Source organism: Candidatus Schekmanbacteria bacterium (assembly GCA_016219965.1).
Taxonomy (GTDB): Bacteria; Schekmanbacteria; GWA2-38-11; order GWA2-38-11; family J061; genus JACRJM01.
In genome coordinates this window covers 272,545-293,703 of sequence record JACRJM010000002.1, presented here as the reverse complement: position 1 = coordinate 293,703, position 21,159 = coordinate 272,545, and the positions used below count along the sequence as shown (strand labels likewise).

Annotated in this window: 22 protein-coding genes; 17 read left to right on the top strand and 5 right to left on the bottom strand. The window is 34.7% G+C overall.

The features are described 5' to 3' along the window. The first annotated feature begins 12 nt into the window (after positions 1–12). The 6 genes from HZA77_02245 (at position 13) to HZA77_02220 (ending at position 5,487) form a co-directional block, all read left to right on the top strand. Positions 13–486 (top strand): hypothetical protein, encoded by a 474-nt coding sequence (locus HZA77_02245; GenBank protein MBI5374224.1) that lies wholly within the window; start codon positions 13–15, stop codon positions 484–486. Continuing rightward, complete coding sequence (locus tag HZA77_02240; protein MBI5374223.1) at positions 479–1,009, top strand: nucleotidyltransferase domain-containing protein; 531 nt, start codon at positions 479–481, stop codon at positions 1,007–1,009. The genes HZA77_02245 and HZA77_02240 overlap by 8 nt, the downstream gene beginning before the upstream one ends. 261 nt (positions 1,010–1,270) lie before the next feature. After that, on the top strand, positions 1,271–1,477 hold the full coding sequence (locus HZA77_02235) for a type II toxin-antitoxin system HicB family antitoxin (GenBank protein MBI5374222.1): 207 nt from the start codon (positions 1,271–1,273) through the stop codon (positions 1,475–1,477). Next, the gene (locus tag HZA77_02230; GenBank protein MBI5374221.1) at positions 1,477–1,704 is read left to right on the top strand and encodes a type II toxin-antitoxin system HicA family toxin; all 228 of its coding nucleotides are present in this window, start codon (positions 1,477–1,479) and stop codon (positions 1,702–1,704) included. Before HZA77_02235 ends, HZA77_02230 begins: the two co-directional genes overlap by 1 nt. Positions 1,705–2,166: 462 nt before the next feature. Beyond that, positions 2,167–3,540, top strand: coding sequence for a hypothetical protein (locus tag HZA77_02225; GenBank protein MBI5374220.1), 1,374 nt, complete (start codon positions 2,167–2,169; stop codon positions 3,538–3,540). Between the two features lie 39 nt (positions 3,541–3,579). Continuing rightward, entirely contained in the window at positions 3,580–5,487 is a 1,908-nt protein-coding gene (locus HZA77_02220) for a hypothetical protein (GenBank protein ID MBI5374219.1), read from the top strand. A 263-nt stretch (positions 5,488–5,750) separates the two neighbouring features. Here the strand turns inward: HZA77_02220 and HZA77_02215 are convergent, their stop codons facing one another. Continuing rightward, entirely contained in the window at positions 5,751–7,082 is a 1,332-nt protein-coding gene (locus HZA77_02215; protein MBI5374218.1) for a type IV secretion system DNA-binding domain-containing protein, read from the bottom strand. Positions 7,083–7,226: 144 nt separating this feature from the next. Between HZA77_02215 and HZA77_02210 the strand changes: the two genes are divergently transcribed. From HZA77_02210 to HZA77_02190, 5 genes are all read left to right on the top strand, one after another. Next, on the top strand, positions 7,227–7,637 hold the full coding sequence (locus HZA77_02210; GenBank protein ID MBI5374217.1) for a JAB domain-containing protein: 411 nt from the start codon (positions 7,227–7,229) through the stop codon (positions 7,635–7,637). Positions 7,638–7,654: 17 nt separating this feature from the next. After that, on the top strand, positions 7,655–8,026 hold the full coding sequence (locus HZA77_02205) for a hypothetical protein (protein MBI5374216.1): 372 nt from the start codon (positions 7,655–7,657) through the stop codon (positions 8,024–8,026). Then, positions 8,020–8,796, top strand: a complete 777-nt coding sequence (locus HZA77_02200) for a PD-(D/E)XK nuclease family protein (protein ID MBI5374215.1) — start codon at positions 8,020–8,022, stop codon at positions 8,794–8,796. The genes HZA77_02205 and HZA77_02200 overlap by 7 nt, the downstream gene beginning before the upstream one ends. A gap of 187 nt (positions 8,797–8,983) precedes the next feature. Next, positions 8,984–10,459: a hypothetical protein gene (locus HZA77_02195; GenBank protein ID MBI5374214.1), complete on the top strand. Its 1,476-nt coding sequence runs from the start codon at positions 8,984–8,986 to the stop codon at positions 10,457–10,459. Positions 10,460–10,498: 39 nt separating this feature from the next. After that, a complete protein-coding gene (locus HZA77_02190; GenBank protein MBI5374213.1) occupies positions 10,499–11,908 on the top strand; it encodes a hypothetical protein in 1,410 nt (469 codons plus the stop codon). Between the two features lie 150 nt (positions 11,909–12,058). On the opposite strand, the gene HZA77_02185 is transcribed toward HZA77_02190, so the two are convergent. Continuing rightward, positions 12,059–12,958, bottom strand: a complete 900-nt coding sequence (locus HZA77_02185) for a tyrosine-type recombinase/integrase (GenBank protein ID MBI5374212.1) — start codon at positions 12,956–12,958, stop codon at positions 12,059–12,061. A gap of 175 nt (positions 12,959–13,133) precedes the next feature. Between HZA77_02185 and HZA77_02180 the strand changes: the two genes are divergently transcribed. After that, the gene (locus HZA77_02180; protein ID MBI5374211.1) at positions 13,134–14,255 is read left to right on the top strand and encodes a type III PLP-dependent enzyme; all 1,122 of its coding nucleotides are present in this window, start codon (positions 13,134–13,136) and stop codon (positions 14,253–14,255) included. Further along, positions 14,252–14,830, top strand: coding sequence for a hypothetical protein (locus tag HZA77_02175; protein ID MBI5374210.1), 579 nt, complete (start codon positions 14,252–14,254; stop codon positions 14,828–14,830). Before HZA77_02180 ends, HZA77_02175 begins: the two co-directional genes overlap by 4 nt. Positions 14,831–14,860: 30 nt before the next feature. On the opposite strand, the gene HZA77_02170 is transcribed toward HZA77_02175, so the two are convergent. Together HZA77_02170 and HZA77_02165 are read right to left on the bottom strand one after the other, a co-directional pair. Further along, on the bottom strand, positions 14,861–15,541 hold the full coding sequence (locus tag HZA77_02170; GenBank protein MBI5374209.1) for a hypothetical protein: 681 nt from the start codon (positions 15,539–15,541) through the stop codon (positions 14,861–14,863). Positions 15,542–15,577: 36 nt separating this feature from the next. After that, positions 15,578–15,754 carry a helix-turn-helix domain-containing protein gene (locus tag HZA77_02165; GenBank protein MBI5374208.1) on the bottom strand — a complete coding sequence of 59 codons (177 nt, stop codon included), beginning with the start codon at positions 15,752–15,754 and terminating at the stop codon, positions 15,578–15,580. 193 nt (positions 15,755–15,947) lie between these two features. On the opposite strand from HZA77_02165, the gene HZA77_02160 reads away from it, so the two are divergent. From HZA77_02160 to HZA77_02145, 4 genes are read left to right on the top strand one after another with little or no spacing between them, the layout of a single operon-like run. Then, positions 15,948–17,453 carry a hypothetical protein gene (locus HZA77_02160; GenBank protein ID MBI5374207.1) on the top strand — a complete coding sequence of 502 codons (1,506 nt, stop codon included), beginning with the start codon at positions 15,948–15,950 and terminating at the stop codon, positions 17,451–17,453. 18 nt (positions 17,454–17,471) lie between these two features. After that, positions 17,472–18,323 carry an SEC-C domain-containing protein gene (locus tag HZA77_02155; protein ID MBI5374206.1) on the top strand — a complete coding sequence of 284 codons (852 nt, stop codon included), beginning with the start codon at positions 17,472–17,474 and terminating at the stop codon, positions 18,321–18,323. 22 nt (positions 18,324–18,345) lie between these two features. Beyond that, positions 18,346–19,446: a three-Cys-motif partner protein TcmP gene (gene tcmP, locus HZA77_02150; protein ID MBI5374205.1), complete on the top strand. Its 1,101-nt coding sequence runs from the start codon at positions 18,346–18,348 to the stop codon at positions 19,444–19,446. A 30-nt stretch (positions 19,447–19,476) separates the two neighbouring features. After that, positions 19,477–20,319 (top strand): radical SAM protein, encoded by an 843-nt coding sequence (locus HZA77_02145; protein ID MBI5374204.1) that lies wholly within the window; start codon positions 19,477–19,479, stop codon positions 20,317–20,319. A 98-nt stretch (positions 20,320–20,417) separates the two neighbouring features. On the opposite strand, the gene HZA77_02140 is transcribed toward HZA77_02145, so the two are convergent. Next, complete coding sequence (locus HZA77_02140) at positions 20,418–21,134, bottom strand: hypothetical protein (GenBank protein ID MBI5374203.1); 717 nt, start codon at positions 21,132–21,134, stop codon at positions 20,418–20,420. Positions 21,135–21,159: the final 25 nt, after the last annotated feature.

Sequence of the window (21,159 nt, the reverse complement as noted above, 5' to 3'; positions counted from 1 at the left end):
AGGAGATTTACAATGAAAATTTATTCAACGGTAGATGATAAATTATGGGTTAATTTCACAAATACTTGGATTGGCATTTCTCTATCAACTTTTGTTTTATTTATTACTATATTTACAAGCATACCACCAAAATTTAAAAATTTTTCAATGTGGTTTGAAGCTGGTTCAAGTTGTATGATGTTATCAATTATCTCTTGTGTAATATCATCATATTTATATTACACAGCCAGTTCAGAAAGCAGGTTCTTTATAAAAAACGACGAAATTAAACGGAGAAAATGCTCTTTTATTGCATATATATTTATGGCTATAGGAACAGCAGTATATACAATCGCAATCTGTTTTATATTGTGGGCAGTCGAATTAAAAATCACAGCGATTGTTACTATTTCTGCAACTCTACCAGCCTATATAACTTTAAAAATAGTGAGGTTTGGCATGATGCGATCAATCTATAAAAATAATAAAATAAATCTTCATGCTTAAAGTTAAGGAAGAGTTCAAGAACACTTTAAAATTTATGAGATTATACATCAGCGGAGTTGCAATATATACAATTGCATTGCATTTGACGGCAAATCCACTCTATTGCTATGCTGAAGATAGTTCGTTAAAACTATGGCAATGGGCCATAAGTTCCTCTAAAAATAAAGGTGAAAATATGAAACAGTTAAAAGACTATAAAGCTCTGAGCGTAGCAGAAAAGAATATCTTGGAAAGATGTCGCGAGGCAATCAAAGCAATTGACCTTTCTGCAGAGGTTATGCTCTATGGTTCAAGAGCCAGAGGAGATGCTGGGTCAGAGTCTGATTATAACCTACTTATCTTGACAGATGGAGAGGCAACGTTTAAGAAAGAGGATGTCATTCGAGACAAGGTATTTCCGATTGAACTTGAAACAGATTTATTATTTAGCCTTAATCTCACAAGTAGAAAAGATTGGAGTACTCCTTTGTACAAAGCTATGCCGCTGTATGAAAATATTAAAAGGGAAGGCGTTATCTTATGAAAGACAAATCAAGCAATTTGTTAGAGTTTGATATAACTCCTCTTTCTGAAGAAGAAAGAATAGCTGTTGAGCGGGCAAAATCCGAATTTACAAAAAAAGAAACAATTAAATTAAAAAAATTAAAGTAGGTTTATTTAATTAGCAATTGCAGAGAATTTGACAGCTTCCACTTTTTCTTGTTATCGTTAATTATATAGCACTTTTCAAATAACCATATAAATGAATATATAGAAAAATGATAATATTTCGGAGGTACAATATATGAAATTTCTTATCACCATATTTCAGGATGAGGATGGCATGTTTATTTCTGAATGTCCTTCAATACCAGGTTGCATAAGTCAAGGCAAAACTGAAAAAGAAGCCGAGAAGAACATCCAGGAAGCAATCAAAGAATGCTTAGAAGTACGCGCCGAAAAGGGAATGCCTCTGACAGTAAAGATTCATCAAGTTGAGGTACATCTCTAATGGCCGGAGTGCCGGTACTGAGACCTCGGGAAGTTGTAAGAGCTTTTGAAAAACTTGGATGGGAAGTAATTCGTCAAAGAGGTAGTCATATTATTTTAACCAAGGAAGGGCATATAGCAACTTTATCAGTGCCGAATCATTCTGAGGTAGCTCGCGGGACATTACGTAGTCTCATTACCAGAGCAGGTATAACGTTGAGTGAATTTCTAAAAGCATTGGAGAAATAATTTATAACCTCTCATCAGCCAACCCAAAACGGTTGGCTTCTTCAATATAAAAACTTTCTTTAAAAAAAGTTTCCTGAATTTCCCCATTCCTTCTTTTAAGGTAATTTTTAAAAATAATTTTCTTGATTTTTGTTAAATTTTTTTTCTGTATCTCATTTTTATTATGAATTCGCAAAAAATTATGTAACCCCTCTTCCTAACTATGGAACATTCAGTTAAAAAATAAGATATCTTTTAATTTCAGTAACATATCATGAAAATTTTGGGTTAATCATTAAATTGTTGACATTGATTTAATTTATATTATTTTATAATGTATTGATTCACTTTATCTTCACTTATGCGATATTGCAAAAGTCTAATTACAACTGTCGCAGTAGATGTCTTGAAAATTTTTTATAAATAAAATAAATGATTAACGACAAGAGTAGAGTAAAGTTAGAGCGAAATCTACGTTATCTAATGTCTAAAGGTAATGACAAATATGTTTCAACTCTGGTTGAAAACTTTAATAATTTAGAAAAAATTTTCATAGAAAAATATCTTCCAAATTTTCCAATAGACAATGGTTCTCACACCGGATTACCGCACATAAAGAATATCGAAGCTGGAATAAATACTTGTTTAGAGATCCAAGAGAATTTACACCTTTCTTTTGCAGAATCTTATGTTTTGCTTACTGCATTGACTTTACATGATATTGGAAAAATTAAACAGGTGGATAGTACTGACAATAAGCATAGTGAAAATGGCATCATTCAACAAATGTTATCAAGAATTGATAAGGATAGGGCCAATGTAAGTAAGTGGTGGATTAAGCGTTCAAAAAATAAATTAATAGAAAGCAATAAAGGATCTAAGGCTCATTCTCTATTATCCGCACTTACCATATTGGAAACACCGGCAAAATTTAGTATTTTTGATGCAGGACTGAGTGATTGTATAGCTCGCGTTTGTCTACTTCATAATCATAATAATCGTAAGATAGCAGATCGACACGGGTGGCTCAGCAACGTTTATTTAGATTCTTATGGTACTATTCATATAGAATGGCTTGGAGCACTATTGTGTTTAGCAGATGAACTAGATACAAGTTATCATAGGAAAGTCGAGATTGGCTTTGGTCCTGAAGGGTCTAAAGGAGATGTACGAGGACTTATTAGTGGTTGCGAATTAGACCTTGTAGGTCGGAATTTATTAATGTATCCTACACCAGAATTCTTATCTTTGTTAGCTAAGGGGGAAAAAAATGAAAAACTTTATTGGATTTACAATGACATAATTGAAAAAGAAAGAGTATTTGAAAGTTGGGGTAAAGAGTTAAAACAAATGGGATTAGAATTAAGATCATGTACAATTTTAGTTGATAATAATTTAATTACTACAAAAAGACAAACACTAAGAAACCAAGATCAGCAGAATACCACACCATATGATTTTATGTTGACAATTGAACCTAATATTACACCATTGAAAGTTGACCGTGTACTTGAAGCAATGTTTAAACTACGTCTTGGAGTATTGGGAAAAGTATCATTTACTTGGGAAGTATTAGCTAGCGAAGCCGGAATAGAAAAAATAGATGAAGTAAAACGAATTTTTCATCGCATAGCTTCTTTATCAAATGATATATATTTTAAGGTGCATATACCTTTTAAAAGAAGTGGAATGATAAGATTAAATAATAAAATCTATTTTGATGAACTTGATGGACAATGGAGTATAAAACTATCTAAAATAGAAACAAAACAATACCTAGCAAAAGTAAAAAATGAGATATGCCAAAGATTCGCATATATTATTGACACATTGAAAGAACGAGTTCAAAAAAATTAACATAATTTTACAATACTTAAAAGTATAGGCGAATGAATTATGAATAAAACACAGCAAAATTTTTTTGTTACTTCAAACAGTGAATTAAACTATTTACTTGACGAAGATATGTGCCAAGGAATTCTTGGACGAGGAATTTATATTCCACAATACAATTTTCATGATCAGAATAGACCTATGGGTATCAATATTGTGATAAGTGGACCTCCGGGAATAGGAAAAACATCTTTAGCTCTTGAAATTCTTTGCAGGTTGCAAAAAATAAGTTGTTCCAAATCATCTGGAAGATGCCCTACGGGTAGTATAAACGAAAATGAGAATGGGGTTGTTGCATATATCTCGATTGAACAGTCATCAGTAACAATAGAGAAAACAGCTAAAATGTTAACACAAAATAATAAAAAGGGAATAGCTCTAACAAGCTGTGGATATAAATCATTTGATAAGAAGATTAAGATTAAAAATTTGCAGTTTGAACCAACTGGCGGTGGATCTACAAGCTATGATGGCAAAATGGGAAGGCCTTATCTTGAAACGTATAATAAAATAACAGAGGATGCTGACAAGTATAGAACTTTGCTTCTCCCAAAACTTTCTCCTCGTTTTTACAGCCAACTGTCTCACGAAAATGAGAGAATTGTATTTTGGGAAAGGTTTAAACAGCTGTGTCGTTTATGTGAAAATGCTTCTTGGTCCAAAGGTGACTGGGAAACAAATAAAGAAGAGCAGAAAAACGAATTAAAGGAGAATACACTTTTAGCAATGGCTGTCGATAGTCTAAACGCATTCGGTCAAGAACAACTTAATAGGGAACAAATATACCAACTATTTCGTTTGGTTACCTGGTCTGGAATTTTAGGTATTTTTATTTATGAAGAAGCGGATAATTCACATAATTCTGATTCTTTTTTGAATGAGGTTTCTTTTTTAACAGATATACATATCAAACTATCTTGGAATACGCTAAACTATACATTTAAACAAATAGAAGTTACAAAATCACGATACCAAAGACATGTTCTTGGTAAGCATCCATTCAAAATAAGAAATAATGGTCTCGTCATCTATCCAAGTTTGCATACACAAATTGCAAAGCAAGAAAGATGGCAACGTAAATTTGGAAATGACCTAAAAGTACCCAAATCAGATTTTGGAATTACTTTAGCAAAAGATAAAAAAAATAATACTAACACGATACCTAAAAGCAATTCCATATTCAAAATAAGGGATGATTCTTTTATCTTAATCAAAGGTGCCAGAAATACAAATAAGCTCGCAATCTCAATGCCATATCTTTATAGTTATCTGTCTAATAAAGATAATCAAAAAGAAGAAGAAAATAGGAATGTGATGATTATAAATTTTGGTCCTGAAATTCAAGTTGACAACCTGCATCCAAATAAAACTATAAAAAAAATTAACTATCAAGAAGTACCTAAATTTAAACATTTAATAAATTGTAACTGGTCATCAGATGATAAGAGTAAGAGTATAGATGATGAAAAATATAGAATAGAAAAATATCTTTATCCAGGCACAAAAAAGGCAATATTTATTGTCAGTTTTAATACAGGGTATTTAATGCCTGAACAATGCATTTCATTTATTCTTCAAGAAGTAAAGATAAGAGCTATTCAACGAATTGTTTTTCTAAGTACTTATCATCTTCCTTTGCGTTTTCCTTTATTAGCTGCCGATTCTACATTTCTTCCTTATTTAATTCGGATCATGAAAATAGATAGGAGAGGATTATTAATAATTACGCTTGATGAAAATGAGGCTCTAGATCAGTTTAATAAAGAAATACGCGGGGGATTAGAATCATCAGCAGATTATATTGTACAATCAGTAAAAAAAGAAGATAGACCAAATTTTGTTGAACTTAATATAAGGAAAATCGTGGAACGAAATTATGGAAAATATAAAGCAACGGTAGAATTTAACTGAATACCGAATTGTTTTTGCTTTAAAATAAGAAGTGCTACCTTTGATCGATGACCACTCTGCAAAAAAAGTATTGTTTGTTTCTGAAGTCTTAGAGTTCTTCAGGAAGCTGAAATTATGGGTTCCATTAAAAAATAAGACTTATAGGTGATGAGTTGAGGAAAACAGGCTTTAGAATCAAAGATGCTTTCTATTAAAAATTTCTCATAGAGGTAGGCAAATACCCTCAAACCAACCATTAAATGGCTGGTTTTTCTCGTTGCAGATTATTGAAACAACCTCCTCTGCTTAGTTGTATTTCTCGATTCAACTTTCCTATGAGATAAAACTTCACACGCTATTTCTACTTTTGGTTCGCCATATGTTTGTCTTGAAACTTCAACAATCTTCTCCCTATATAATTTTCCACCCTCAACCGGCTCCAGCGTCACCGCGCTAAACGCTTTAGAAGTCACTCCATCAATCATAAGTTTTAGATAGATATAATAATTCGGTAGATTTACAAAATCATCTTCGCTGAACACCGGATAAAATTCCCTCGCAAGATACTTGGCATCTTCCGCGCCTACCCTGAATGATACAATAGTCCCTACATTGCCAAATACCGCCGACCTTATCTTCTCATCAAGCTGTTCAATATACTGATGGGCAAGGATGAGGTTAAGACCGTATTTTCGAGCTTCAGATAAAATATCTGCAAAGGACATGGTTATAAAATTATGAAACTCATCCACGTAAAGATAGAAGTGCTTTCGTCTATTTTCCGGCATACCTGCCCTTGTCTGCGCTGCAAGCTGTATCATCGTCACCATCATTGAGCCTAAAAGCGCGGAACTATCTTCCCCGATCTTCCCTTTGGCAAGATTAACAATTAAAATTTTTCCATCATCCATCACCTTCCTAAGCTTGAAGGTGTTTTCTTTTTGTCCAAGGATATTAGATAGCGGCGGGCTTATCAAAAATTGTCCGACTTTGTTTAAAATTGGAGATATTGCCTCAGACTTTAACCATGCAGAATATTTATCAAACTCAAGAGACCAGAAGTTTTGAATCTGTGGGTTATTAACCCTTCTTAATATTCTTGCTCTGAATTCTTTGTCAGTTAAGATCCTTGTCACATCAAGAAGTGTACTTTGCGGATACTGAAGTAGAGTCATTATGGAATATCTGAAGATATGCTCTAAGCGAGGTCCCCAGAACTCCGGCCAGACCTTCTTAAACACCGAGATAAGCCCGGAAGATACAAGATGATGGTATTCCTGCTTTACATTTGCCAAGGGATTAAAAGCAATCGGATATTCCGTATCAGCCGGGTTGAAATATATTACGTCTTCGATTCTGCTTTCCGGCACTAAATCTAAAACACTCTCCGCCAGATCTCCATGCGGGTCTATTAGGGCAATGCCATTTCCCGTCTTCATATCAGCGTGGATCATGTTTAACAGCATGGTGCTTTTGCCCGTACCTGTTTTTCCTATGACATACATGTGCCCACGTCTGTTTCCTTTCTTAATACCAAAAACCACCCTCTTGTCTCTGAAGTTAGTTACGGCAAAGGGGGTGACCTGATTGGAATCATCATGGTGGATATAGCTCATGACTTTAATCTTACCCGCTTATAAATCATAAAAAAGGCTGTAGCCTTTGCCTCATTAAGCAAATCTCCCTGGCTTGTTGTGCTCTTTCTTCAAAGACAAAATGAACTCAAAGGTTCTTTAACAACCAACGGGGAGGAAAATCATATGAAGCTTAAAATCTTGGAAGTAAGGGAAGCTTCGGGGGAGATCGTTGCTTCTCCTAGAGCCGTGGCTAATGTCATGGCAGAAGAAGGCAGAGCGGATAGGGAATATCTGTGGGTACTCCATCTAAACAGAGGCAACAGGATAATTGAAAAAGAACTTATATCCATAGGCACTCTCACAAGAACCGTTGCCGAGCCAAGAGAGATATTTAAGAAAGCCATCATTCAAGACACTTCTAGCATCATCACCGTCCACAACCACCCCGGAGGACAGACAAAGCCGTCATTTGAGGACAAAGAGCTTTGGAAGCGTCTTGATGAAGCAGGAGAGCTTATAGGTATCGATGTTATTGACAACATCATCATCACGCCTTCCGGGAATTATTTTTCAACCAAAGAAAACCAACTATAAAGAAGGAGGATAGAAGCATGGACAGGAAAGAAAAGTTAATTGAAGTAAAGACAGCGGACGGAAAAACCATTTTCAGCATCAGCATAGTTGAGAATATGGCAGAGGAACCAAAGCAGGAAAGTACAGACAATGGTAACGGCAAGTCTCAAAAGAAAGAGGAGTTCATGACCGACGCTCAGAAACGGTATCTCTTTCGGCTACTTTCAGAACAAGGTCTTGAAGAAAAAGAAGCGCATGAAGCATTAAAGAAGAGATTCAATGTCACCACCTTAAAGAAGGCCACAAAGTTTGAGGCAAGCCAAGCAATCGAAGCGATACTGGAGATACAGAGAAACCAGCGCCCCGAAACACCTGTCAGAGCCGAAAAGGGAGGTGACATGCCATGGTAATAGATCACTTGAGCGTAAGTCAGATTAACCTCTATCTCATGTGCAGTCTCAAATACAGGTTTCAGTACATAGATGAACTGCCAAAGACGTTTAAGTCATCAGGACTTGCCTTCGGAAGCGTCATGCACTCAAGCTTAGAGTGGTTTCATAAAGAGATGATGAAGGGAAAAGAGATTCCGCTTGAAGCTCTCTACAAAATATTTGAGGTTGACTGGTACGCTCAGAAGGCGGATGTGGAGATAAGATTTAAAGAAGGCGAAGATGAGATGAGGCTTTCTGTCCTCGGGAAAGAGTTTTTAACTCTCTATTACAACTTGCCCTTGAGGAAGGTCAAAGGAGCAGAGATATTTTTTCACAATCTGCCGCTTGGAAATAATGGAGATAAACTCGAAGTCCCACTTGAAGGCATAATTGACCTTGTTGAAGATGATGACACAATCGTTGAGTTTAAAACCTCGGCAAGAAAGATTGACGCACAGACTCTTAAAGACCAGCTTCAGCTTACCGCATACTCCTATGCCTATGAGATGCTTTTCAGAAAAAGGCCAAAGAGCTTAAAGATTATCAACTTCATTAAAACCAGAACACCCAAGATGGTAGAGCTTGAGACGACAAGAGGGAAAGAGGATTATGAGAAGCTATTCTCTATGGCAAGGGATGTATTGAAGGGGATTAGGGCAGAGATTTTCATGCCGAGGCAGAGCTTTATGTGTAAAGATTGTGAGTATGGAGTGGAGTGTAGAGGACAAGGAGAAAGCTTGACCAAATAAAGAACGGGGGTTAAGATGAAGGAAGCAGAAAAACTGCTTCCTTTTTTATAACTACTAACAACAAATGAATATCATATATTGTAAAGTTATCTCACCTTGACTTGCAACCATGTTTACATTTAAAATATGCTTTAAGGACATGGTTCGTCCCACATAGATAAAGACATATATAAAGAGGAATAAAAAAATGAATAAAATTTATTTGGCCGCGCCATTTACTAGTTTGACAGATCAATTACCTGGGCGTCTTTATGGCAAAATTTCCAACCCTATATTTATTCAGAAATTAGAAAAAATTGAAAAGGTTCTAGAATCCTTTAACTTTAAGGTTTCATTGCCTCATAGGGACAAGGGGCATTGGGGAGCTAATTATATTGATCCGTGCGAAATAGCAGATATATGTATTAATGAAGTTAGAGAAAGTGATTGGATAGTTGCAATACCTCAAAGTAGTAGAGCGGTGCATATGGAAATTGCGACAGGGGTAATGTTACAAAAAAAACTTATTATATTACTAAAAGATAATGATGACCCAAGCATTTTTATTTATGGATTACCTCAACTCGTTCCCACGGTTATTTTAATTTATAAAGACGAAATAGATTTAATAGAAAAAATAAAGGTTGGTGTTTCTGAAATGATACAACATGGGGACGACAAAGAATATTTAAAAAATTATTCGAAATCAGCCTTAGAATTAATGGTAACATACTCTGCTTCTCAAAAAACTCACCGTTACGCCATTATTGATTTTGGTTCTAGTTCTGTTAAGCTAACTGTAGCTGATGTTTGCGGTGGCTTAGTAAAACCTCTTTACGAGAAGAAATTTTCTGGAGCTCCCCTTGGAGATGATGTTCATAAATCAGGAAACTTACAATCAGATACAATTTTCAAAAATATAGAAGTAATTAAACAATGGCTTATTGCAAACAAAAATTTTAATGTCGAAATAACAAAAATTATAACTACTGGTGCAGCTAGAAACGCGAAAAATAAAAATCTTTTAATTGATATAGTAAAAAAAGAGATTGGCTTAAACTTGGAAATAATTACTGAAAATGATGAAGCAGAAATATTATACAAAGGAACTATTTATGATTTTTTTTCAGATGATTTAACCTTCGCTGTGCTCAATATTGGTGGCAGTACTACAGAACTTATAATTGGTACGAAAGATAACATCCAACAAAAATATCATTTCAATGAACTTGGAGTTAGATCTTTGCGAAACAATTTTCTTAAATCAGATTCTCCGACAGATCAAGAACACAATGAAATGGTATCTTTCATTGAATCTGCAATTGCAAAAATAAATAATTTATCAATTCATAATAAAACTATTTTTTTGCATACAGGAGGAGAACTTGACTATGTAAAAAGCGCTGGATGTAATCTTATTGATGTTAGTTTATCACCTGCTCATCCTAAACTTGCTCGCATTATAGATTTTGAACAATTCTCGGATAAGATTCGGAAAATGACAAATAATCAATTATATGCTTTGGCACCAGATCCTTCTAATCCGAAATGGATGGATGGTGCAATAGTATGTAACGCAATTGCGCTTTGCGTGGCTAAGAAGCTTGGTATTAATGAAATTACGCCAAGTAATAGAAATCTTACAGACGGTCTATTACTGAAAATAAAACAAACAAGCATATAATAGATTTTAAAATATCAACGAGAGAAGAAAAAAATAACCGTGGATGCGAATGAACAAGCAGAAGCAATATTAAGCGATTTATACAATGACTGGTTCCATGAAGGTACAAAAAAGGAACTCATAAAGAAGGCTTTAATTTCTATATTGGGACAAGATGAACTTTCAAAGCAAGTAGAACACGTAAGTGAATGTTTTGAGGCATTTTGGCGCGATTATTCAAATGATCATCTGGCAACTGTTCTTAAAAATTTTCCGAAGGTTGAATTTGCATTATATGGTCTTTTGCGTGAGGGAAGTGGAAGATACAGAGATCACTATATTCATATGTTTAATAATTTCATTTTCGGGGGTCAGCTTCTTTCAAAAATTATAGCTAAGTGCGACACTCCAACACTTGAAAACTTATTAAAAGTACAACCTGAACCGGGGACTATTCCTAATAAATTCACACCTTATTCAGCTGAAAAACGAATGTTTTTTATCTGGACTCTAATAACTAATTTTCATGATGTAGCAATACCTATCCAGCATTTTCAAGAAATTATAAATGGATTAAACAAATACTTAAAACATTTTGGCTTTAAAATAACAGATTATAATCTAAAAAAAGATACTTCTTTAGAATTAAATATTCAAAAATATTTTAAAAATATAGCAAGGATATTTTCTAATGGAGTAAAACCTAAAGATGGTATTTATGAACAAGATGGTCAATTAAATCCATATTTTTATAAAGCATTATGTGAAGCATATGAAAAATCTGATCATGGTGTTTTGGCGTCAATAAGTTTATTTAAAAATATAGAAGATACATTTTTCCATCGAAGTGATAGGTATAAATTAGACTTAAATGAATTCCCAAGTTATTACGATTTTATTTTAACACAAGATATTGCAAGAGCCGCACTTGATATAGCACTTCATAATTTCAAAAAGAAAGATTACGGGCAGTTTTTTCCATTTCAATTTACGATGTTTCCATTGGCTTTTTTGTTAGTATTGTGTGATGAAATCCAAGAATTTATGCGCCCAGAGGGTCTTTCTTATCAAACAATAACTAAATTCAAAACATGGCCTTCCGTTTATGTCGATATTATAAACACTAAAATAGATGTTTCAATTGAAATTAATATCAAAAATAACTCACTAACGGAGCAAGAAATAATTATTGTTCTTAAGCAATTAATTGATTATTTTGAAAAAAATAAAAGAGGCATTCCATTTATTACGACCGAAGATGATGAAAAAGATCTTAAAGAAGCCACTACTAACAATAATAAAGAAAAAGGTAAAATAATATTGAATAAGTACTTTGAATGGTATTGGTCCGAAAGAAATAATATAATTACCGAAAAATTAAGGTTTTCAAGTGATGATCCAATATGTTTACATTTAAAAATAATAAGCGGGAGTTTAGATGATTCAAAAATATATAATCACGGGTGCTGAAAGATGAAAGAAAATGATAAAGCTTTTTCTACAAAACTTTTAGAAGCAATGGAAAGAAAAAAGCATTATCTGATTTTTATCTTAGCAAAGCAAAAAAGCGTGCCTATTTTCCTTCCCTCATTTCCCACAAAATAATTCTTATAAATAAGATTAGACCAAAACATCCATGGAATTTACTGCTTTTCGCTTATCTTCCCGGTTTGAGTGCATGTACTTCTGGGTGGTTAAAATGGACTCATGCCCCATCAATTCCCTTACCGTTTCGATATCGTTGCCCTTCTTTAAGGTGTTAGTGCCGAAGCTGTGTCTTAATGTGTGACAGGTAATTTTCTTTCCGATGCCGGATTTCCTGCCATAGTTTTTAATCATATATTGAACCGAGCTTTTATCCATCCTCTTTTTCTGCTTTGAAACAAAGATTCCTTTTTCTCCGTTTAAAGGAAGCGCTTCTCGTTTTCTTAACCACCGTCTGATGTTTAATAGCACTCCGTCGTTTACTACCTCAACCGTAGTTTTCTTGCCTTTCCTTAAAACCTTCATCTCCTTATTCTCAAAATCAAGGTCATCAAGGTTTAATGCCACAAGCTCGCTTACCCTGATGCCAGTGCCAAGCAAGGTTGAAACAATCGCTATATCTCGCTCAAAAAAGAAGGTTGTTGCTTCTCTCTTTACGGTCTTTAGAAACTCCTTGTATTCCTCTTCCGCAAGGTAGCTGAATGCCAGATGGCGGTTCTTATCAACCTTTGGCATCTCTATGTTGTGAGCGTGGTTCTTAGGAAATTTTTCAACCCGGCAGAGGTAGTTGTAGAAAGATTTAATAGCGGCAAGCTTTCTTGCACGGGTGATGGGAGAGTTTCCCGCTTCCGTTAGATATTTAAGATAGGCTCTTATCTCAAGATCGTCAAAATCTGATAGAGCGACACTCTCACCAAGCTCTGCTTTTAAGAACTCACGGAATTTCTCAAGATCGCTCCGGTAAATGATGACCGTGCCATCGGAGAAATTGCTCACCTTAAGGTGTGACAGGTATCTTTCAATTGCATCCTTCATGCTCTTCAATTAACTCCAGTGGAGTTTGAAAGTCAAGCGAATATGCAATAAAAGAATTATTTTATAGAAAATAAACTAAAATTAAGCATAAAGATATAGTTAAAAATTTCAAAAACTTAGGTCATAAATCACAGGAATTTTAGAAACTCACACTCACTTTTATTGAATAGAAAAGATGATTCTTACGGCTGAGATTATAGAGAGATTCAAAGCCACTCCTACGCCTTTTTTCATCATCGACAGGGACGTTGTCAGGAAAAACTACGAGAGGATAAAAAGAAACTTTAACCGCGACATTGAAATCTTCTATTCCGTAAAAACCAATGACCATACTGAAGTGTTAAGAACACTTGCATCTATAGGCTCTTCCTTCGATGTTGCCTCATGGGGTGAGATTGAAAAAGTAAAAGACTTGGTACCATCTTCAAAGATTGCCTTCTCAAGCCCCGTAAAGGTTCCGGATCACATTAAGAAAGCCTATGAACTTGGAGTAAGGCTATTTGCCTTTGACTCAGAGGAAGAAATACAGAAGCTCTCAAGGCTTGCGCCCAAATCCAATATCTATCTTAGGCTTCATGTTGATAACCACGGCAGTGAATGGCCTTTAAATGACAAATACGGGGCTTCAATAGCTGAGGCAGTGCCGCTATTGATAAAAGCTAAGTATCACTCTCTCATACCTTATGGGCTTACCTTCCATGTGGGCTCACAGTGTCTAAGGGTAGAGAATTGGCAGAAAGCCATCAAGGTGTGTGCTGACGTGGCTTTTAAGGCAAGTGGAGAGAAGATTGACCTTTCAATGCTAAACCTTGGAGGCGGTATCCCTGTAAGGTATATAAAGAACGTACCTTCGATTGAAGAGATAGGTGAAGTTGGAAGGCAAAGTCTCGATGAATATTTTCCCAATCAGAAACTTCGATTGCTTATTGAACCCGGTCGCTCCATAGCCGCTAATGCCTCAGTCCTTATAACCTCAGTAATTGGCAGGGCAAATCGCAACGGCAAGAACTGGCTTTACCTTGACGCTGGTGTTTTTCACGGTCTCATGGAAGCTTACGAGAAATTCAAATTCGAGATTAAGACCGAAAAGGATAATGACTTAAGTGTAGATAAGAAGAGATTTAATCTCTCTGGTCCTACCTGTGACAGTTTGGATAAAATTATAGAAGATGTCCTGCTTCCTGATTTAGCGGTAGGTGACAGGGTATATATTCTAAACGCCGGTGCCTATACCAACTCTTACCAGAACTACAACGGGTTTAATTATCCGGAGGTAGTTGTTACAGGTGCCAAATGAAGATCGTTGTGAGACAACCTCAAAATGAAGATGAGCGATTGCAGATGAAAAAACTTCTCTATGAGGTCTGCATCAATGAAAAAGATTGGCCTGCGGAAAAGGTGATTGAAGGATATAAAGAATCAGAGATTGACCTCATCGCTCTAAACGGAAATGAAATAGCCGGAGTCTTAAAGATCGTTTTTGATTCACCCAAAGGGCTGCCTATCACAAAGTCGGATGCTTTCCCGGAGGTTGATATACATTCAAATGAAGCTTTCCCTGTAGAGATTGCTTTAACTGTGATTGATAAAAGGTACCGTGGAAAGACAACAATCCTTTTGAGTCTATTCAAGGGAATGCACCAGACGCTTAAAGCAAGAAATCCTTCAACGAATATGTATGCCATACTTGAGAGGGAGATATATAACCTCTATCACTTTTACGGGTTTAAATTTGAAAAGCTCAATGAAGGAAAACACTACTGGAACGGCTGGTCTTATCCTTGTGTTTTAAACTTGGAAGAGGGAATGGAATATTTGAAAATGAATAAGCTGAGGATTTATGAGTTTTTTGTCGGTGGAAGTGATTTATGAAAGTTCTAATTATTGTATAGATTACACAAGTTATTTTTCTTTGTCAGATGAAGTATCCGACTTTGTTTGATCTAACATTTCCTTTCGAAACTGTTCTCTTTCCTTTTTTTCTCGATTACGGTCTTCATTTGTATAAATATTAATATGCAGTTTAGAAAAACCTGTGCATATCTTATCAATATTATTTTGTATTTTTTCTATTTGATAAGCTATTTTATTTAATGGTGGCTCTCCCAATCTTTCCATTCCTTTCATTTCTGAAAAATCAATTAAATATTCTTCTCTGTAAGTTTGGTTGGTTTTACTTTTGAATGTCACTTTAATCCTGATAATTGCTGAAGTCTTGCCCTCAAAATCATCGCGAAGATTTGTAAAGTAAGAGCGCAATTCTTGACCTATGGAGAGATATTTTATTCCGTTGCGTATAAAGCTTTTGTCATTAAGCTCTTCAATCAAACTACGCGTGGATAAACTATTTGTTTCGGGAATAATTTCAAATTTAATATCATACGCAGGGCCGTTGCCTGTGTTTCTTACAACAATATCGATAAAAGAAAGACCAATCTCAAGCATTCGATATGTTACGTCAACTCTTGGTTCTGTTTGTGCTTCTCGTAATTTTCTAGTTTCTTTGACGAGGAAGAATGTTAATATTGCATAAACTACAGTTGATAATGCGACTATTCCTGAAAACACAGTATTGCTATCCATATGCCCAGTTTATGAAAACCTTTCATATTTTAATAGCTATCTTTTGTTATTTGAAGATCCATCAACAAGCCACCTACTCAACACCTCTTCTGCAATTCTCCAGCTCCCTCCAATTCTAACAGCCGGGATTTTACCGTCCTTTGCATACCTGTAAATTGTATGCTTGTTCAGTTTCAAAAGCTTTGCTACTTCATCAATCGTTAGGAGTTTCATTTCTCACCCTCTCAATATCAAGACCTTTATCATTAACTCCGTTTTTAAGTAGTTTAAGTAAATACAACTGAAAAGCAACCAGCATTTTGTTCCTGTCAGGAAATATGGTAAAATTTAATTAATCTTTAATCCCATGCCCATTGAGCTTATCCTATTATCAGCAATCTCTTTTACCAACCTTGTCTTGGGGCTTTTGGTATATTTTCAAAATGAGAGGAAAAAGCAGAATACGTGGTTTCTAATCCTGACCTTATGTATTACTGCATGGATGGTAGGCAACTTCTTAGCCGACAATGCAGAAACAAACAATCTCCTCTGGACACGAATCACTTATCTTGCCTCAACCCTGATCGCTCCGGTTTTGCTTTATCTGGCTAGAATATTTCCTGATGAGAAGACGGATTCATCAATTACCAGCAAAGCCTTAATATTCCTGCCGGCATTGATTTTGACTACACTGTTATTTTTCACGGATTTATTAGTTTCAGGGATTGAAAAATTCTCATGGGGTATAAATGTAATAACTGGCAGGTTGTATTTCCTCTATCCCGTCTACTTTGTGATCTATTTTTTAATCGCTTCAGTCATACTGATTAGAAAATTCAAAGCCTCGAAAGATATTGAGCGGATTCAGCTTAAATATTTCATCACCGGGCTTGCAATAAGCCTTGCGATAGGAACTCTTGCAAACTCGATTATTCCGTTCATCACTGAAAATTATCAGGTAAGTCGTTTTGGCCCATTCGGCATAGTCTTCTTTGTCGTATTTACAACCTACGCCATCCTTAAGCATCATCTCTTCAACATAAAGGTAATTGCAGCAGAGTTATTTTCAGCGCTTATAGTGCTTGTTTCATTCATCAGGATATTCACATTTCAGAGCCAGACAGAGCTTATAGGGAACGCAGTTCTCTTTATCGCTGTTGTGATATTCAGTTTCTTCCTTGTAAGAGGTGTCATCTCCGAAGTCCGCCAACGCGAGGAAATCCAAAAGCTAAATGAAAGATTAAATGACTTCATCTCCTTTGCCAACCATGAGCTAAGAGCTCCCATTACTACCTTTGCCGGTGAGCTTGAAATGCTTCAAGACGGTAGTTACGGCACATTCAATCAAAAAGCCACCGAAGCCTTCAAATCCCTTTCCGCTCAGACCCAGAACATGAGAATACTTGTTGATACTTTCTTGGATTTAAATAAAATAGAGCAGAACAAATTCGAAGTTAATTTACAGCCGGTTCAGCTTGAAGATATTATCTCGGAGTGCGTAAAAGGCATGACTACCTTCGCAGGGAAGAAAAGCTTGAAACTAACATTCAATAAACCTCAACAATCATTGTCCAAAGTCATGGCTGATCCATTTAAGATAAGGGATGTAATATTGAATCTGTTGAGTAATGCTATCAAATATACCAACAAGGGGAGTGTCACCGTATCAATGATTCGAGAGGGTAATGAAGTAATAACCACCATAGAGGATACGGGCATGGGTATTAGGAAAGAAGACCTCAACAAGCTCTTTACCAAGTATGAGCGAGGGGGGGGGCATGCCAAGAGCACCGCCGAGGGTTCTGGCATCGGTCTTTACATCTCAAAGAAGATTGTTGACCTGCATCATGGCAGAATCTGGGCTGAGAGCGAGGGTGAAGGGAGAGGAAGTAAGTTTAGGTTTGGAGTAAGAGTTACTAATTTAGAATTGTAATTTCAGGAAATTTCTAGGATGGATAACAATCATTGTTTATGTGGAAGTGGAAAACCATATGAAACTTGTTGTAAAATATATTTTAATCTCTTAAATTTAAAACATGGGCCTATAAAAGATGAAACGATTTTTTTTGAATGGATAAATAAATATTCAAATCCTATTGTAGAAGCATTTATAGACAAAACTCATGTTTATATATACAGAATTTCTTTATATTTAGACCTAGTGTTTAATCGTTATTTCAACCTCGGCTTTGAAGAGTCACCACTAAAGGATATGAATAACCCAGTCACTGCTATTAAACTTCATATTCTACATACATTGTTAGGGTCATTTTCCTGTTTATCTCAAGGATTATATTTTCAAAGTGGTATCCTCCTACGTTCTGTTATGGAAGATTGTTTTGTATTAATTGATATTTTTGAAAGAAAAAACCAATACCAATGTTTTATACAAAATAAGTATTCCACAAATGGTCTTATTTCGAGAGTAAAAAATGTAATGCCTGATTTTATAATTAGATGGTATGGTCATTTTTCTGCCAACTTTGCTCATGTTGGCCCACTCCATCCAATATCTTATCTGCCTAGGGCTTGTTATCCTGATAATTATATTATTTTTTCTGGGCTACATCATTTAGTTGTAGTTATAGTGGGAATTCATTTAACATTTGAACGTGTGCATTTTGATCAAATAGATGAGCCATTTCTATGGGAAACTACAGAAGAAAATAAGCTATCTCTTAATGAAAATAGTAAAATATTTGATTTAACTAATACTTTATTGGATGAACTTTGTTCTGAATTTTCACCAGATGAGCGAAAAACTGGATTCATCTATAGTGAGAAGTGTTACCGTCCTAAATAATACAATTTTATAAAAATTATTGATGACAACAATAACATCTACTACTTGGAAAATAGAACCTCATACCGAAGCAAAGCTTGAAATATTAAGAAAATATTTAAATGCATGGCTACCAATAATCACAAGATGGAATGGCAGAGTTCTATATATTGATGCCTTTGCAGGACCCGGTGAGTATAGTGACGGGAAAAATGGATCACCAATTGTTGCTATTAAAGCTGTTACAGAGCATAAGGCACCAATCGACGCTGAAATTACAATGCTCTTTATTGAAGCAGATCCAAAAAGATGCAAGTCTCTTGAGAATAAAATATCATCTTTATCTTTACCATCAAATCTTACTGCCAAGTGTATATGTGGAAAATTTGATGAAACCTTAACTGAAATTCTTGATTATATAGATGATCAAAAAAAGATGATTGCTCCCGCTTTTGTATTTATCGACCCATTTGGTTTTTCTGGAATTCCTTTTTCTCTAATACAGCGAATTATGAGTAACAAAAAATGCGAAGTTCTTATTAACTTTATGTATGAAGATATAAATCGTTTTATTAAAGATAAAAAGCTTTGGCCAAGATTCATTGAAACATTCGGAACTGATTTGTGGAAGAAAGTAATATTCGAAAAGAATCCAAAGGAAAGGATGAGTTTACTTCATAATATTTATGAACAACAATTAGAGCAAAAAGCAGGCATAAAATATGTTCGTTCTTTTAAAATGATTAATAGATCTAATAAGACTGATTATTTTCTTTTCTTTGGTACAAATGATCTGACTGGATTAAAAAAAATGAAAGAAGCAATGTGGAAAGTTGATAAAATTGGTACATTCCAATTTTCCGATGCAACGTTTAATCCTGGACAGACAATGTTATTTGAATCAGAGCCTGACTTTTCTTATCTCAAAAAAGAAATAATAAACAATTTTAAAGGAAAAACTATTAGCATTGAAGAATTAGAAAATTTTGTGCTCACCAAAACCTCTTTCAGAGAAACTCATTATAAAAGACAAATTCTTGCACCTATGGAAAAAACTAATCCACCTGCAATAATAGTATCTCGTAAAGATGCTGCACGAAAAAAAGGATTCTTCCCTGCAGGCTGTGTTATCGAATTTCTGTAAACAATTTAAGAATTGTAGTATAATAAAATTATGGAGGAAATTATACGTAAAACACTACTTTACAAAAGTGGTGTGGAATATGCCGACTATAGTTTAAATCATGCGGAAGGCTGTTCGCATGGTTGTACTTATCCATGCTATGCAATGATGATAAAGAAAAGAAGCGGAGTGATCAAAGATTATACTGATTGGAAAAAGCCGAAAATAGTTAGTAATGCATTAGAACTTTTAGATAAAGAAATTCCTAAATATAAAAGTAAGATAAAATATGTTTATTTGAGTTTTGCAACTGACCCTTTTATGTATAAAGTTCCTGAAGTTACCGAGATAAGTTTAAAAATTATAAAGCGACTCAATCAAGATAATATAAAAGTTGTTTCTATAACCAAAGGGATATATCCGAAGGATTTAACCGATAAAAAAAATTACGGCTCACAAAATGAATATGGAATTACCTTAGTTTCTCTTTCAGAACAATTCAAAAACAGATTTGAGCCGTTTGCCTCTCCCATTAAAGAACGGATAGCATCTCTTAAATACTTGCATAATCGTGGCATGAAAACCTGGGTTAGTATTGAACCCTATCCGACACCTAATGTGATAAAACAAGATATAGAAAAAATTTTAGAGGCAGTATCTTTTGCAGACAAAATTGTTTTTGGTAAGTGGAATTATAATTATATGATTGGCAATTATGCAGATCAAAAGACCTTCTATAATGAGATGGCTTATAAGGTAATCACTTTCTGTAATAAAAAAAAGATTGATATACATATTAAAAAGGGAACTATTGACTTAGAATTTCTGAAAGAACAAGCCCTACCTCATAAACAAACCTATTATAAAACACTCCTTAGTTACAACGCAGTGTGATTTAAAAATTGAATTAATATCACTTGCGACAGAGAAATTAATTACATGCATTGAAAGGAACGGATTCGTCTGATCTTTTTAATAAAATCAAATCGATATTAAGAATTGTATTTTTTATTAACATTATGCAGAAGCTTATTGGTTTCTTTTGAACAATTTTCAATTGTGATTCTTGAAAATTGATTCTTAGTTGAAATAATGTCGTTAGCATAATTACCTAACTGATCCGCCATAGAAATACCTCTTTGAAATTTTGATGGTGATCCATTTTTTTTATTCCATTTTGCAATAGGTTTAATGCTTTTAATGGAAATTGGCTTTTTCATATTTAGATTTTTTTTCATAATTTGATCATTAATTAATTCTGGCAAACAATTCGTGATAAAATTGTAAAATGTTTCAAGATGCTTTGGGGAGAGACTTTTAGGATCATGATAAATAGCTATTTCCTGAATTAGTAGTTTATCACTATGAATAGCTTCTTCAATAAGAATGGTTATTGCTGACATTACAAGAGGTGACCAGATCAAATCTGGATTTGAAGTTTTTCCACCATCTTTCAATGAATATTTTTTGCCGGGGCTAACTAATATTTTATCAACATCAGCGAAGCTAAGGCAAGCGCGTCCGTTAATTTTTCCAAGAAAAATATTGATTGCTGTTGTTCGTTCACTTTTTATCATCTGAGGGAACTTCGCTTTACTAAAATATTTCTCATATTCCATCTGAGGAACTAATATTGCAGGTATAACGATTCTATAATTTACGCTTTTGGGATATGATTCGTCAAAAAAGATATATGTTTTCTGGCTCATGCTTTTTTATTGCAGAGAAACTATA